Genomic DNA, 15,083 nt, shown 5'->3' on the forward strand with positions numbered 1-15,083 from the left:
CCGACTGCGGCGGGGTGAAAATCGCCGGTGGACATACGTCGGTTCGTGTCGTTCGGTCGAACCGTGCACGAGCAGGCAACCGCGCATCGGGAGGCCGAGGAAGCGAGCAGACGCGAGGGCGTCCCGTGGCACGCGCTCGACGGCGAGGCGGCGCTGGAGCGACTCGGGTCGAGCCGCGACGGACTCGACCCCGACGACGCGGCCCGTCGACTCGACGAGGAGGGACCGAACGAACTCGCCGACGAGGAGAGCGTCTCGCCGCTTTCGCTCCTCGTCTCGCAGTTCACCGGGCCGCTCATCCTCCTGCTTTTCGTCGCCGCGGGCCTCTCGCTCGCCGTCGGCCTCCTGCCCGGCCGCGAACCGGGGTACACCGACGCGGCGCTCATCCTGCTCATCCTCTTCGGAAACGGCCTGTTCGGCTTCGTACAGGACTACCGCGCCGAGCAGGCGCTCGCGGCGCTCCGGGAGATGGCGACGCCGGAGGCGACGGTCCGACGCGGCGGCTCGATTCGGGCGGTCCCCGCGACCGAGGTCGTCCCGGGCGACGTGGTCGTCCTCGAAGCGGGCGACGCCGTCCCCGCCGACGCCCGTATCCTCACCGCGGCCGACTGCCGCGCCGACGAATCGACGCTGACCGGCGAGAGCGTCCCGGTGGACAAAGCGGCCGACGCGGTCGAATCCGACGCGGCGCTGGCTGACCGGGGGAGCGTCCTCCACGCCGGAACCACGGTCGTCAGAGGGCGCGCGGAGGCCGTCGTCGTCGCCACCGCGATGGACACCGAACTCGGGGCCATCGCCGACCAAATCGGGCAGGCCCGCCAGCGCGAGACGCCGTTCGAAATCGAGGTCGACCGCCTCGGCCGCCGCATCGGCGTCGGCATCGTCGCGCTCATCCTGCTCATCGCGGCGGTCCAGCTGTTCCTCACCGCGACCGACCCGGTGGTCGTGCTCCTCGTCGCCGTCACGCTGGCGGTCGCGGCCGTCCCCGAGGGACTGCCGGCGGTCGTCACGCTCACCCTCGCGCTCGGGTCGCGGACGCTCATGGAGCGCAACGCGCTCGTCCGCAACCTCGCGGTCGTCGAGAGCCTCGGCGCGGTCGACTACATCGTCACCGACAAGACGGGGACGCTGACCGAAAACCGCATGACCGTCACCCGCGCGTGGCTCCCGGACGACCGGACGGTCGGACTGGGCGACGGGGCGGCGTCGGCCGTCGCCGCGTCTGCGTCCGAAAACGGCGGCGCGTCGGCCGCGGCCGACTCGGAAGCCGCGACCGCCACGAATCCGGACCCCGACCCGGACTCGGACCCGGCGCTCGCGGCGCTCCTGTCCTGCGGTGCCCGCTGTAACGACACCAAAGAACTCGACGGCGGCGACCACCGCGGCGACCCCACCGAAGTCGCGCTCGTGAGCGCCGCCGCCGACGCGGGCCTCGACGGCTCGCGCGACCCCGACGACAGGCTCCGCGAGGTCCCGTTCACCTCCGAGCGAAAGCGCATGTCGGTCGTCGTGGCCGACTTCGACGCGCCCGGCGACGGCCCCGTCGCGCTCGTGAAGGGCGCGCCCGAGGAAATCGTCGCGCGGTGCGACCGCGTCCTCGTCGACGGGGCAATCGAGCCGTTCACCGACGAGCGCCGCGAGCGGGTCGAAGCGACCGTGACCGCCTTCGCCGACGACGCACTCCGCGTGCTCGGGTTCGCCTACGCGCCCGAGGCGGACCCCGACGCCGACGACGAGACGCTCGAATCGGGGCTCGTCTTCCTCGGGCTACAGGGCATGACCGACCCGGCGCGCGAGGGCGTCGCCGAGGCGGTCGCCGACTGCCTCGACGCCGGCGTGCGGGTGACGATGGCGACCGGCGACACCCCGCGAACGGCCCGCGCCATCGCCCGCGAGGTCGGCATCGACGCCGACTCGGTCGTCACGGGGACCGAGGTCGCCGCAATGGACGACGAGGAACTCGGCCGGGTCGTCGAGGAGACCAACGTGTTCGCCCGCGTCGCACCCGAGCACAAGGTCCGCATCCTCCGGGCGCTTCAGGACGCGGGCTACACGGTGGCGATGACCGGCGACGGCGTCAACGACGCGCCCGCGCTCGGCAACGCCGACGTGGGCATCGCCATGGGCGACCGCGGGACGCAGGTCGCACAGGGCGCGTCGGACGTGGTGCTCCGCGACGACAACTTCGTCACCATCCGCGACGCCATCGCGGAGGGCCGCGGCATCTTCGACAACATCCGCAAGTTCGTCAACTACCTGCTGTCGGCGAACGCCGGCGAGGTGCTCGTCGTCTTCCTCGGGACGCTCCTCGGCGCGGCGCTGTTCCCCGGGACGTTCGCGTCCGAGTCGGCGCTCGTCATCACGCCCGTCGCGCTCCTGTGGCTCAATCTCGTCACCGACGGCTTCCCCGCGCTCGCGCTCGGCGCGGACCCCAAGTCGGACGACGTGATGCACAGGCCGCCGCGCCCCCGCGACGAGGGCGTTCTCGACCGCCGGACCATGGCCTCGATTCTCGGCATCGGCGTCGCGCTCACCGCGACCGGGCTGGGCGTGTTCTTCTACGCGCTCGACCGCTCCGGCGACCTCGTCGTCGCCCAGACGGTGCTGTTCACGTTCCTCGTCACCGCCGAGTTGGTCCGCACGCAGTCGGTGCGGCTCCGCTACCGGCTGTCGCCGCTTTCGAACCCGTGGCTCCTCGGCGCGGTCGGGCTGTCGCTCGCGCTCCACCTCGTCCTCCTGTACACGCCGGTCGCCGACCTCTTCGGCGTCGTCCCGCTCGGCCTCACGGAGTGGGGCTGGGTCGCGGGCGCGTTCGTCCCGTTCCTCGCGGCGAACCTGTGTCTGGTGTGGCTCAACGACCGGCTGTTCGCTCCGTGAGCGACCCGAGCGCGCCCATGAGTCGGTCGCGGTAGAGGTAGCCGAGGACCGAGGCGGCGAGCAACGCGCCCACGAACACCGAGGTGAGTTCGGCGTTGCCGTCGGCGGCGGCCGCGCCCGCGAGGTTCACGAGCAGGAAGCCGGGGAGCCGACCCACCGCCGCGACGAGAATTATCCTGCGGACCGGGATGTCGGTGAGACCGGCGGCGAAGCAGATGGCGTCGTCGGGGAGGCCGGGAACGAGAAAGACGAGAAAGAGGACGGCCAGCCCGTGGGTCTCCATCGCGTCGTCGAACACGGAGAGCGCGTCGGGCGTGACGACCCGCTCGACGTACGGGCGGCCGAGGAATCGCGCGAGACTCACCGCGAGCGCCGTCCCGAGGACGATGCCGACCATGCTGTAGACCGTCCCCCAGAGCGCGCCGAACAGGTAGCCGCTGGCGAACCCGAGCGCCTGCCCGGGGATGGGCGCGACGATGACCTGCGCGATTTGCACGCCGACAAAAGCGAGGGGCGCGAGCGCTCCGAACCCGAGGAGCCACGCCCGAAGCGCCGTCGGGTCGGCGAGAAACGGGAATCGGTCGACGAGCGTCGTTCCGACGAGCGCGACGACGGCCACGGCGACGACGGCGAGCGCGAGCGTCCGCCACCGGTCGCGCCGCGATTCGAACAGTTCGGGGACGGATAACACGGGTGGCTACTCGCACGCCGCGGGGAAAAGCCCGGCGCGACCCGCGACCCCGCCGGGACGCCGACGACACCGGCGGAACCGACAGAATCGACGGCGACACCCGCCGCTTCCGCGAGAGCGCTTTTGTGCCAAGAAACCGTATAGATAATCGTTATGGAAACGATTCTCGTCGCCGTCGACGGCTCCCCGCTGTCGAAGCGCGCGTTCGAACAGGCCCTCGCGCACGCCGACTCGACGGTCGTCGCCCTGCACGTCATCAACCCGGCCGACCCCGGCTACAGCGCCCCGTTCGACGCGGACATCAGCACGGAACCGCTCCACGGCACAGAGGAGTGGTACGAGCGAGCGCAGGAGCTCGCGGACGAAATCTTCGACGAACTCGCGGCGCTGGCCGACGGGAGCGAGGTGGCACTCAGGACCGAGACGCTCCGCGGCGACCCCGCGCGGACCATCGTCGACTTCGCGCGCCGGGAGGGCGTCGACGCGGTCTACCTCGGCGGTCACGGCCGCGCCGGCGAGACGGACCTGCTTTTCGGGAGCGTTGCCGAGTTGGTCGCCGGCCGCGCGCCGATGAGCGTGATGGTCGTTCGCTGACGGTCGCGCTCGCGGCACGGTCGGTCGCTCCCCGGTCGGCCGGTCGGCCGCCGTTCCTGCCGACTCACTCGTCGTCAGCCGGCGGCACGCACAGCACCGGGACGTCCGAGAGCCTGACGACTCGCTCTGCGACGCTTCCAAGCAGGTATCGCTCCAGCCCGCTCGTCCCGTGGGTCCCCATCACCACGAGGTCGATGTCGCGCGCTTCGCCGTAGTCGATGATGACCTCGTGCGGCAGGCCGACGCGAATCTCCGTCTCGACGGGCACGTCGCGGTCGGCGGCACGCGCGGCGATGTCGCCGACCGCCGACTCCCCGCGCGTCTGCGAATCGTCGTCGTCGACGGGCGCGTCCGCGTGGCCGGTTCGAACGTCGACGACGTAGAGGACGTGCAGGGCGGCCCCGTAGGTCGCCGCGAGGTCGACCGCGTACTCGGCCGCGCGGGTCGCGTGGGCGCTGCCGTCGGTGGGGACGAGGATGTGGTCGAACATGTCGTCACAGACGCGCGCCGAGCGAATAAAACCGAACCCGGCCCACCCCGCCTCGCACCGACCTCCCGCTCGCACCCCGCACCGACCGCACCCGTCGGTCGCGCTCGCTCGCGTTCCCGATTCCCGGCCGTCGGGAAGGATACGCTCGCCTTATGCCCGAATCGGGCGTACTCTCTACCGGGTGGTGAGGAGCATGCAGACCGACGGCGAACGGAGGGTAGAACTGTGGATTCGGCCGATTCGAGACGGCCTCGGTGAGGAACACCAAGCGCTGATCGTCCGACTCGAACGACTCGCAGACGGGGGGTTCGTCGACGACGTGTGCGTCCGGACGTGGGGGCGGAACGTGGACGTGGAGTCCGACCTCGCACCGACGAAGCGAGACGCCGTCGTCCGCGAGCGACTCGCCGAGTGTCGCCACTGGGCGCGAACGAAGGGGGTCGCGCTCCCGACGCTCGACAAGCGGGCGACGGTCGGCTCCGGTCGAATGGGCCCCGAACACGACGCGGTCGTCCTCCCGCGGACGCTGGGCATCGTCTTCCGGGGCGACGAAATCGAGGCCGTCTTCCCCCACGAACGAGCCGATGGGGCTCGGACGTTCGCCGACTGGGTCGAGACCGCGGAGTCGTTCCTCGGCATCGACCACGAACACGTCGAGGTGTGATTCGAGTCCGAATCGCCGCCCCGAACACACGGCGAATCGGGGGACGAATCGGAGAACAGGGATTTTTCGAGCGCCGAGCGTTTTTCGAACGTCGAACGTCGAACGCCGCGAGCGGCGCGCCCGCCCGAGAGATGACACGCCGCGTCCGCGGAGCCCTGCGGCGAAGCGTCACCCTTACTCGGGACCGCGCAGTGGTGGAGATATGAACGTCCCCTGCGTCCGCGTGCCCCGCGAGTCGGGCGAGGCGGCGCGCCGACGCCTCGCCGACGCCGGCCTGCTCGACCACGACCACGAGATTACCGTCGCCGAGGGGACGCTCTACATCCCCGTCGTCGACGCCGACGCCGTCCCCGACGACTTGGCGGTCGTCGACTACGAACCGCCCGCCCGCGAGACGCAGACCACGCCAGCCGACCTGCTCGGCTTCGAACCCTCCTACGAGCGCCTCGGCGACATCGTCATCCTCGACGAGGACGACCCCGACCGCGCCCACGAGATTGCCGACGCCATCGTCGACTCCGACCTCAAAGCCGAGACGGTCGTCAACCGCGCCTCGAAGGTCAAAGGCGAACTCCGCGTCCGCGACTGGGACGTGCTCGTCGGCGAGTCGACCGAGACGGTCCACCGCGAGTACGGCCACGAGTTCCGCCTCGACATCGACACCGTCTACTTCTCCCCTCGACTGGCCACCGAGCGCCACCGCGTCGTCGAGGAGATTCGCGAGGGCGAGCACGTCTTCGATATGTTCGCCGGGGTCGGTCCGTTCGCCGTCCCCGCCGCCGCCGCGGGCGCGGAAGTCGTCGCCTGCGACCTCAACGAGGCGGCCGTCGCGTTCCTCCGCGAGAACGCCGCGCGGAACGACGTGGCCGACCGACTCACCGCGATTCACGGCGACGTACGGGAGGTCGCCGCCGACTACGAGGGCTGGGCCGACCGGCTCATCATGAACCTCCCGCACAGCGCCAGCGACTTCCTCGACACCGCCGTCCGCCTCGCGGGCGACGACTGCGTGATTCACCTCTACGACATCCAACACGAGGACGACCCGTTCGGCCCGGGACTCGCCGCCGTCCGCGCCGCCGCCGAACCGGCCTACGAGGTCACGGTCGTGAACGAACACGTCGTCCGGTCGTACGCCCCCCACGAGTACAACGTCTGTCTCGACGTTCGCCTGACGAAGCGGGCGTGAGCGGGGTGGTGGCGACCGGCAGACACCGGGTTGATTCGCAAGTCTTAATTACGTAACCGGGGTACGGAAGAATGCGTTCGAAAGCCCACCGCGCCGGTGTAGCTCAGCTGGCAGAGCGATTCCTTCGTAAGGAATAGGCCGAGGGTTCAAATCCCTCCACCGGCTCTTTCTGTCGAACGAAGTGAGACGAAGAGCCCTGCGTGGAGGATTTGAAGCAGGGAGCAACGCGGAGCGTTGCGAGTGAGGTTCACAATCCCCTCCACCGGCTTCTACTGATTCCTTCATCATCTCGGAACTCAACCCCGGAGACGAAGGCCACCGGCGTTGGGGTGGTCTCGCGCGACTGCCCCGCGTGCGAGAGCGAGACCTGATTTTGGCGGACGTTCCTCTTTAATCCCACAAGAGACCCTCAGAAACTAGTTTTCTGACCCACCATTCGTCTCTGTCGCTTGAGCAAACTCACCCAGACTCATCTGGCTTGCCTCATCCCCGTCAAGATAATCTCTCACTCGAGTCTGTTCCAGTCTCGTTTGGACCTGCAATAAATTCCCGAGATGATGGGTGCCGAACACAAACATCCCATCAGTGTTCTGCCGGCAGCCCCCAATCTTTCTCAAAAATCGTAATGCATCCCGAACTTTCTCGAGTGGAATCTCCCTATGACGGTAGCGTTCTATGACATCCGACGGTGAGATCGCGATTCGGTCGTCCTTCCCCAAATTATTCAAAACAAGGTCATGTGCGATAGAATACGCAAGTATCTCTCGATTCGCGTTCTCAGTCAGGTAGATTTTCTTATCAACTAACTTCGGGAGTCGGATGCCTTCGCGAAGAAGTGAGTCAAGATCACTACTCTCAAATCCACCTTCCTCAAGTTTAAGTACACCCCCTTTGCCTTGAGAAAGAACAGTACAGTACTGGCTTAGTTCGTTTAGTGCATTCAAGCAACCTGGAGCAGTTCGACACTCATCGAGGAAGTCAGAATAGTAGACGATAACTGGCTCAACACTGCTCAGGTTGTTTGGATCGAACTGTCCTTCAAACTCGGCATCGCGAAGGAAATCAACTACACTCTCGTAACTGAGGTCGTCACACCGCTCCATCTGCTGAATATCTCGGTTGTTGATATTCGTTCCAGACTTGATCTCAATCAGAAGAGCGGTTTCACCATCGAACAGCACGAAGTCGGGTTCGGTTTCGATTTGTCGACGAGAGTCGGCAACCGTGACAAAATTCCCGACAAGCCGATAGCCTAAATCGAACAGCGCTTTGTGACCCAAGAGCCCATCGAAAGAACTGAAGAAGAGATTGTAGGAATCAACCTCACGCTGCTGTTTGGCCCACTGTTCGGTCATCTTACGCCTTCAGCCTCCGAGAGTTCTTTTCTAGGGAATATGTCGAGTCGAACTCTTCAAACACTAAGCTACAGAAATCGCGGAACGTAGTAGATGTGGTATTCTCTTTTGCGTGGAGATAGATATCTTCATCTTCAACCGTGATCTCAAACGGCTCACCGGTGTCTTTGTCGAAGACGAAGTAATTACCGTGCTCCCAGACAGAATATTCGTATCTCCGTTTGTGGTCAAGAATACGTTCCTCAAGGAAATCCGCCGTATCTTGCTCCAGTGAGTAGTCCTCTGAATCGTCAATCAGTCTAAGCGTGGTTCCTCCTTCGATTGTGAAACCGTTTTTGAACGTCTCTCGAGTCGGCCTGTGCTTAACCTTGTAATTCTGTTCGTCGTGCGCTTCAAACCCTTTCGAGAGTTCTTCAAGTGTCTGTGCACCACGCTCTTCCGAACCAGGGCGAACACTGGAGAACGTGAAGTGACCCTCTTGTGCAACTGAACTCCGAACAGCTGCCTCCGGACTATTTCGTTGGTTGAATTCCAACCTTGTCGGCTTCGCGTCGAAAACGTTCTCGACTTTTTCGAGATCTTCGTCCGTCCCACCATGGAAGCGGATACTGGCTCGCTTGTCCGTCTTGTACGAATGGTACTTCGCCGTAAACCCTGCAACTGATGTCCCATACAAATCCGCAACGATATCTTCTAAATCAGACGGTGTGAGAAAGACTCGCTCTAGAGACGGAAGATACTGGATGAGCTTCTCAACGGTCTTTTCGGTCCACTTCCGGCGTTCCGCAGTAATGACACGGAGGTAATCACCATCGTCAACGAAGACAAATTGGTCCGTACGTGCTCGTTTTGGTGTGTCGATTTCGACATACGAGACAGAGTCTCCGAGGCGCTCTTCGTGAAAATTGTGCTCAGTAATATATCGCTGAATGTACTCGGAAAGACCCTCTCTCTGGGAAAGGTGTTCAATCTCGTCGGTTAGTGAACCTAATTTAAGCCCATGATTGTTTGCGAGGAAGATCTTGACCTGTGTTTTTCGTTGGCCACGGTCTTTCTCATCTTCAATCTCCTCGTCTGTCCGTGTGATATAATCAATGAACAGCGAGATAATCTCGTCTGTATCACCGGACAGTTCATTTGGGTCGAATTTCATGGCTCACGGGCCTCTCTAATAAATGCTCTTGCCAAGGCTTCAGTTCGAAGAAATTAAAATTTACCGATGAATTGAGAATCGGTAGCGACCAAGTCATATCTAACCTGACGTTAGAACGCCGCCCGTTCGAGCAGTCGCTGTGCGAATCCCGGTCGGCGCGAGTCGTGGGGGTAGACGGTTATCGTTGTACACCGCGGACTCGGGGCGGTCGGTCGGCCGGCGAAGCGGACGTTCCGAAGCCCGCGGTCGGGGGCGCGACGGACCACCACGTCGGGGCGAGTCGGCCGCCCGCCGTCCGTTCTGAGCGGCGTGGTGCGAACCGGGACCGAAAGCAACGCCGAGAGTTCGGTCTGATACTCGCCGACCGTCCGTTCGTGCTGTTCGGTCATCTCCGGGTTCGGCGGGTGTTGGAGCAACAGCTCACTCGCGTTGGCGGCGGCGACGGCCGCCGCGACGCTGACCGCTCGCGGCGGGTACGGCCCGCCGTCTCCGGAGAGCACGACCCGTTCCGGACTGTCGTAACCGAGGTTATCGACCAGGAGCACGTCGCAGTGGGCGTGGCGGACGACCCAGTCGATGGGGTCGCCGAACAGCCGCGAGCGGAGTCGAAGCGGCTCGTGTTCGGCCACGATGGCGTCGATTCCGCGGCCGGCCGCGAAGTTGACGACCGCGTGTTTCGTGTCGTGGCTCACGATTTCGTCGGCCTCGATGTCGACGTCTAACTCCGCCGCGAGCGCCTCGATTCGCGCCTCGTACGAGCGGTCCGCGGGCGACTGCGCCGTGACGGCTTCGGTGAGCGGGACCTGGTCGGGCACCTCCTCGAAGCGGACGACGACGACGCGGCCGTCGTCGGGGCGAACGAGGTCCGCGGCGACGGAGACGAGCGACCGCTCGCGCCTGTCGTCGAGGTCCTTCGTGAGCGCGACGAGCACCTCGCGGGGAGGCTCGTCCATCGCCGATTCCGTTCGGCTGAGGGCGCTCTGTCCGACTTGTCGGCGAACGGCGTCCGTGACGACGCCCTCGCGGCTCACCCGCGGCCGGGCGTACAACACGTACCAGACGACGCTCCCGAGCGTGATGGCGACGGCCCCGAGCAGGGCGGTCGAGCCCATCTGCGTCAGCAGGAGCGCCGCGGTGACGGCGCCGAACACCTGAAGCCACGGGTACAGCGGCGAGGTGAACTCGGGGTCGTACTCCGCGTTCCCCTCGCGGAAGGCGACGACGGCCACGTTGATGAGGCCGAACACCAGAATCTGGAAGGCGCTGGCGAGTTTCGCGATGTCGAGAATCGGGACGAACGCGATGAGCACCAACAGCACGGCACCGGTGAGCGTAATCGAGGCGACGGGCGTCCCGAACCGCTCGCTCACCGCCGAGAACGACGGCGGCGCGAGCTTGTCCCGGCTCATCGCGAAGGGGTACCGCGACGAGGAGAGCACGCCCGCGTTGGCCGTCGAGACGAGCGCGAGGATGGCCGCGAGGATGACCACGACCACGCCGAACTGGCCGAGCGTCGCCTCGGCGGCGACCGCCATCGGCGTGAGCGACCCGGCGACGCTCCCGGGGTCGGTGACGCCGACCAGCACCGCCACGATGGCGACGTACAGGACCGTCGTGAACGCGAGCGAGCCGAGGATACCCAGCGGGATGTTCCGCCCCGGGTTTTCGACCTCCTCGGCGACGCTGGCGACTTTCGTCACGCCGGCGTAGGAGACGAACACGAGGCCGGTCGCGGCGAGGAGACCGCCGAGACCGGCGTCGAAGAAGCCGGCGTAGTTCGCCTGCTGGACGCTGGGTGCGCTCCCGGCGGCGAACCAGCCGAGGGCGGCCAGCATGATGACGACGATGCCGACCTGGAGTCGACCCGTCTGCTTCGCGCCGACGACGTTGACGAGTATCAGCACCGCCGCGACGCCCAGCGCGACCGGTCGAAGCGGGAGGTCGAACAGGAGAAGCAGATACGGGACGCCGCCGACCAGCGCGAGCGCGCCCTTGAACGACAGGGAGAACCACGTGCCGACGCCGGCGACGGTCCCGAGCAACGGTCCCATCCCCCGCTCGATGTAGATGTACGTCCCGCCGGCTTTCGGCATGGCGGTCGCCATCTCGGACTTCGACAGCGCGGCCGGCACGACGAGCAGGCCCGCGAGGGCGTAGGCGACTATCACCGCCGGGCCGGCGACTTCGAGCGCCAGCGCGGGCAGGATGAAGATGCCACTGCCAATCATCGCACCGATGCTTATCGCGAAGACGGACGGCAGACCGAGGTCGCGTTCCAACTCCTTCATACGGCCCCCGCGAGCGTGCCCGAGAGGACGGACGTCGCACAGACCGGCTTGTGGCCGGCGTCGGCGAACATCTCGAAGCGGTCCGGCGTGTTGACCAACACGACGACGCGTTCGACGTCGAAGCGGGCGCGGACGAGTTGGGCGATAAGCAGGTTGCGGCTGTCGGACGCCGTGGCGACGACCACCGTCGACGCGGCCGCGACGCCGGCCGCCTCCAGCGTTCGGACGTCCGCCGGGTCGCCTCGCACGCCGTCGATTTCTGACCGCTCGTGGAATTCGTCGATCACGTAGACGGCGCGACCGGCCGCCTGGAGATGTCGGGCGATGGCAGAGCCGAGGTGTCTGCCGCCCAAGACGTAGTAGATACTCTGTTCACAGTCCGTGAGCCGCTCGTCTACGACGGATGGATTCGACGTCATGTGTGTGCTGATTGTGGAGTCGGCGTTCGTCCGGCCGTGTGCATCAGCCCCTCGGTGACGGAAGGCCTTAAACTAGCGCACTATTTTGACGAGTTGTCAAATAAACAGCCTAGAAAAGTTAATCCGTCATTTTAGTTCGGGTCCCTCGTCGCCGGCGTCGATGACGACGACAACGGCGACAACGGCGACGACCGCACCGAGCGCGGGTATGGAACAGACTGATAATCACGCCGAGTCCAGAGTAGTCACGTATGAAAGACGGTGAGTTAGACTCGACAGACAAGCGCATCCTCTACTATCTCCAGCAGGACGCCCGGGGAACGTCGTCCAGCGACATCGCGGAGAAACTCGGCCTCTCGTCGAGCACCGTCAGAACGCGGCTCAACAGACTCGAAGACACCGGCATCGTTCGCGGCTATCACGTCGACATCGACTACGACCTCGCGGGCTACCCGCTGTACACGAAGATAATCTGTACCGCGCCCGTGCCCGAGCGCTCCGCGTTGGCGAACCGGGCGCGCGACGTCCACGGCGTGACCGCGGTTCGGGAGATAATGACCGGCGAGCGAAACGTGTACGTCAACGCCATTGGGAAGGACCACGACGACCTCAATCGCATCACCGAGGAACTGGACGGCCTCGGCCTCGATATCGTCGACGAACAGCTCATCCGCGACGAGTTCGTCTGCCCGTATCACGGGTTTCTCGACGAGGACGGCGCTGACCAGTAGGCGACCAGTATCCCGCCGGTGGCGACGACGCGGCGGCGACCGGGCCGCGGCAAGAGGCGCTCAGAACCCGATGTGCGACGTCGAACTCGGGATATCGTCGTCCTCGTCGTCCTCGTCGTCTTTGCCGTCGTCGTCCTCGCCCGCCGCGCCCGCGGAGAGATAGGTGTACTCGTCGTCGGTCAGGAAGACGCCGCCATCGGCGACCGTGATGTCCACGTCCGGCAGGCTGGTCCCCGCCGCCTCGCCGTTTTCGCACGCGCCGGAACAGGCGTCGAACATCGACCCGTGTTTCGGGCAGATAATCTCGCCGTCGCGCATCGCCGCGCCGGTCCCCCGGTCGAACCGTTGGTTCTCGTGGGTGCAGGTGTTCGGCCACGCTTCGATACCCGGCTCGTCGTCGCACCGAACGAGAATGAGCTCCGTCGGCCGCGAATACGCGTCCTCCGCGGTGAACAGATACGACCCGTTTTCGGGGACCTCGTCCACGGCCGCGACTCGGGTTCCGTCGACCATCGGACACAGCTATCGACCGCGCCGAAAAGTAGCTATCGGCGACGCCGCGGCTGGCCCCGCGTCGAGGAGCGAACCCCGCCGCCGACTACCCCGAAGTGAACCGATTCCACACCGCCCGACAGTCGCTACAGAGGAACCCGGTGAACTCGTCTATCGCGTGCCTTCGGACCGTCGTATCTCGTCCGCACCGTTCACACCACATACCCACTCGTTCGGGGGAATGTCGTATTGTTATGAAGCTCATAGTCGCTGACTCGATGCTCGACGGGGCTCGGAGCGAGAGCCGACCCGAACCACAGGCGGCCGGTTCAGCGGTTCTCGTCGAGATTCACGCCGCAGACGCCCGCCTCGTCGCCCATCTTCTCGACGCCGGGGGCGAACCGGCCCAACTCCCAGTCGGGGTCGTGTCCGGTCTCCGCGCGGTGTTCTTCGATTCGGAGGCGCGCGTCCGCGAGCTTCGAAAATCGCTCTTCGAGTCCGCAGGTCGGACAGGAAACCGTCGCACGGGGAGTCGACATAGTCGAGGGAACCACGGCGGTCGAGATAGTTCCGTCGAGTCCGTCCGCGGAGAACGGTGAAAAAAGCAGTCGCCGGCACGCGGTGGTCAGCCCATGACGAGGCTCATCCACCGGTTGCGCCGCACGAACTCCATGTTTTCGAGGTAGGCGTCGACGCCGAGGATGCGGCCCGCGCCGAACGCGCCGAGGCCGAACAGCAACACCGCGTAGACGATGTGGTCGTCGACGACCCAGCCGTGGGCCAGCGGCAGTCCGGCGAGGATGCCGCCTTCGAGCGCCGCCGCCCAGTAGAACAGCATCATGACCGCGCCCCAGAAGGCGCTGAAGCGGACGAACGCGCCGAGGATAATCGCCAGTCCGGCCAGCGTCAACCCCCACATGTTCAGCATGTCGATGAGGGGGCTCCCGGCCATCGAACTCCACAACCCCATGAGGGGGTTGCCCTCGGGAATCGCGTTGGCGAGGTAGCCCGCCGCAGTCCAGTTGTTGGAGGGGTCCGAATCCAGGTAGGTCACGAGCTTCGTGATACCGCCTTGGAACAGCGTCCACCCCATCACCACTCTGAGCAGGAACAGCGAGTAGCCGACCCAGCGTTCCGAGTAGTCGAACCGCACCGGCCGCCCGAACAGTTCCGTCTCTAGTGTACGGCTATCGGTTGACATACAGAGGAAATATTTTCCGTCAAACTACAATAGTGTGTTGGGTAATCTCACGCAATGGGGTGGGCCGTCTCACCGGAGGTCACGCCGCTTATCACCGCCCGCGACAGAACACGGGCATGCTCACGTTCATCGGACTCGGCCTGTACGACGAGCGCTCCGTCACCGTCGAGGGGCGCGAGGCGCTCGCGGACGCCGACCGCGCCTTTGCGGAGTTCTACACGAGTCACCTCGTCGGCGCGACCGTCGAGGAACTCGAAGCCTACCACGACATCGACATCGAGGTCCGCGACCGCGCCGGCGTCGAACAGGACCCCGGGCCGATACTCGACGCCGCGGAAGACGAACACGTCGCGTTTCTCACCGCCGGCGACACGATGATTTCGACCACGCACGTCGACCTCCGCCTTCGCGCGGAAGACCGCGGCATCGAGACGCGACTCGTCCACGGCGTGACCGCCCAGTCCGCCGCCAGCGGCCTGACCGGACTCCAGAACTACCGCTTCGGAAAGGCCGTCACGCTCCCGTTCCCGTACGTCCACGGCGGCGACCCGGTGCCGAAGAGCGTCGTCGACTCCCTCGAAGCGAACCGCGAACTCGGACTGCACACGCTCGTCTACCTCGACATCAAGGTCGACTGGGAAGGCCGCCGCGGCGTCGAGGTCGACGGCGACCAGTACATGACCGCCGACTACGCGGCGGAGCTGTTCGCCGAACACTGGGACGGCGACGCCCTCGGCGTGGCCGTCTGCCGGGCCGGGAGTCCCGACCCCGTCGTCGCCGCCGACCGCCTCTCGGCGCTCGCCGAGCGCGACTTCGGCGAACCGCTCCACATGCTCGTCATCCCCGGCGAGGTCCACCACGTCGAAGCCGACGCGCTCTCTGCGCTCGGCGGTGCGCCCGAGGAACTGTTCGACGACGAAAACTAAAACTGAACGCGAC

The 15,083-nt window shown here is 65.7% G+C and carries 15 protein-coding genes and 1 tRNA gene; 7 read left to right on the plus strand and 9 right to left on the minus strand.

Features of this window, described 5'->3' with window-relative positions:
- Positions 1–27: 27 nt before the first annotated feature.
- Positions 28–2,877, plus strand: a complete 2,850-nt coding sequence (locus tag C438_RS17715) for a cation-translocating P-type ATPase (protein WP_004971085.1) — start codon at positions 28–30, stop codon at positions 2,875–2,877.
- Here C438_RS17715 and C438_RS17720 read toward each other — a convergent pair.
- Positions 2,852–3,568, minus strand: coding sequence for a TVP38/TMEM64 family protein (locus C438_RS17720; protein ID WP_004971086.1), 717 nt, complete (start codon positions 3,566–3,568; stop codon positions 2,852–2,854). The genes C438_RS17715 and C438_RS17720 overlap by 26 nt on opposite strands.
- Before the next feature lie 153 nt (positions 3,569–3,721).
- On the opposite strand from C438_RS17720, the gene C438_RS17725 reads away from it, so the two are divergent.
- The gene (locus C438_RS17725) at positions 3,722–4,162 is read left to right on the plus strand and encodes a universal stress protein (protein WP_004971087.1); all 441 of its coding nucleotides are present in this window, start codon (positions 3,722–3,724) and stop codon (positions 4,160–4,162) included.
- Positions 4,163–4,226: 64 nt separating this feature from the next.
- On the opposite strand, the gene C438_RS17730 is transcribed toward C438_RS17725, so the two are convergent.
- The gene (locus C438_RS17730; RefSeq protein WP_049918215.1) at positions 4,227–4,652 is read right to left on the minus strand and encodes a universal stress protein; all 426 of its coding nucleotides are present in this window, start codon (positions 4,650–4,652) and stop codon (positions 4,227–4,229) included.
- A gap of 193 nt (positions 4,653–4,845) precedes the next feature.
- Here C438_RS17730 and C438_RS17735 point away from each other — a divergent pair, with 193 nt between their 5' ends.
- From C438_RS17735 to C438_RS17745, 3 genes are all read left to right on the plus strand, one after another.
- Positions 4,846–5,316, plus strand: a complete 471-nt coding sequence (locus C438_RS17735; RefSeq protein ID WP_004971089.1) for an HTH domain-containing protein — start codon at positions 4,846–4,848, stop codon at positions 5,314–5,316.
- 202 nt (positions 5,317–5,518) lie between these two features.
- Positions 5,519–6,505, plus strand: a complete 987-nt coding sequence (locus C438_RS17740) for a class I SAM-dependent methyltransferase (RefSeq protein WP_004971090.1) — start codon at positions 5,519–5,521, stop codon at positions 6,503–6,505.
- Between the two features lie 92 nt (positions 6,506–6,597).
- Positions 6,598–6,670, plus strand: a tRNA-Thr gene (locus C438_RS17745).
- Positions 6,671–6,921: 251 nt separating this feature from the next.
- Here C438_RS17745 and C438_RS17750 read toward each other — a convergent pair.
- The 4 genes from C438_RS17750 to C438_RS17765 all read right to left on the minus strand — a co-directional run bounded on the left by C438_RS17750 (position 6,922) and on the right by C438_RS17765 (position 11,720).
- Positions 6,922–7,860 carry a hypothetical protein gene (locus tag C438_RS17750; RefSeq protein ID WP_004971091.1) on the minus strand — a complete coding sequence of 313 codons (939 nt, stop codon included), beginning with the start codon at positions 7,858–7,860 and terminating at the stop codon, positions 6,922–6,924.
- 1 nt (position 7,861) lies between these two features.
- Positions 7,862–9,013, minus strand: coding sequence for a hypothetical protein (locus C438_RS17755; protein ID WP_004971092.1), 1,152 nt, complete (start codon positions 9,011–9,013; stop codon positions 7,862–7,864).
- A 110-nt stretch (positions 9,014–9,123) separates the two neighbouring features.
- On the minus strand, positions 9,124–11,301 hold the full coding sequence (locus C438_RS17760; protein ID WP_004971093.1) for an amino acid permease: 2,178 nt from the start codon (positions 11,299–11,301) through the stop codon (positions 9,124–9,126).
- Entirely contained in the window at positions 11,298–11,720 is a 423-nt protein-coding gene (locus C438_RS17765; RefSeq protein WP_004971094.1) for an NAD-binding protein, read from the minus strand. Before C438_RS17765 ends, C438_RS17760 begins: the two co-directional genes overlap by 4 nt.
- Positions 11,721–11,971: 251 nt before the next feature.
- On the opposite strand from C438_RS17765, the gene C438_RS17770 reads away from it, so the two are divergent.
- Positions 11,972–12,451, plus strand: coding sequence for an Lrp/AsnC family transcriptional regulator (locus C438_RS17770; RefSeq protein ID WP_004971095.1), 480 nt, complete (start codon positions 11,972–11,974; stop codon positions 12,449–12,451).
- A 60-nt stretch (positions 12,452–12,511) separates the two neighbouring features.
- Here C438_RS17770 and C438_RS17775 read toward each other — a convergent pair whose 3' ends face one another.
- From C438_RS17775 to C438_RS17785, 3 genes are all read right to left on the minus strand, one after another.
- The gene (locus tag C438_RS17775; protein ID WP_004971096.1) at positions 12,512–12,964 is read right to left on the minus strand and encodes a Rieske (2Fe-2S) protein; all 453 of its coding nucleotides are present in this window, start codon (positions 12,962–12,964) and stop codon (positions 12,512–12,514) included.
- Positions 12,965–13,272: 308 nt separating this feature from the next.
- Positions 13,273–13,482: a DUF7542 family protein gene (locus C438_RS17780; protein WP_004971097.1), complete on the minus strand. Its 210-nt coding sequence runs from the start codon at positions 13,480–13,482 to the stop codon at positions 13,273–13,275.
- Between the two features lie 86 nt (positions 13,483–13,568).
- Positions 13,569–14,144 carry a DoxX family protein gene (locus C438_RS17785; protein WP_049918218.1) on the minus strand — a complete coding sequence of 192 codons (576 nt, stop codon included), beginning with the start codon at positions 14,142–14,144 and terminating at the stop codon, positions 13,569–13,571.
- 116 nt (positions 14,145–14,260) lie between these two features.
- On the opposite strand from C438_RS17785, the gene dph5 reads away from it, so the two are divergent.
- The gene (gene dph5 / locus C438_RS17790) at positions 14,261–15,070 is read left to right on the plus strand and encodes a diphthine synthase (RefSeq protein WP_004971099.1); all 810 of its coding nucleotides are present in this window, start codon (positions 14,261–14,263) and stop codon (positions 15,068–15,070) included.
- Positions 15,071–15,083 lie beyond the last annotated feature (13 nt).

This window comes from Haloferax denitrificans ATCC 35960, assembly GCF_000337795.1.
Lineage (GTDB): Archaea > Halobacteriota > Halobacteria > Halobacteriales > Haloferacaceae > Haloferax > Haloferax denitrificans.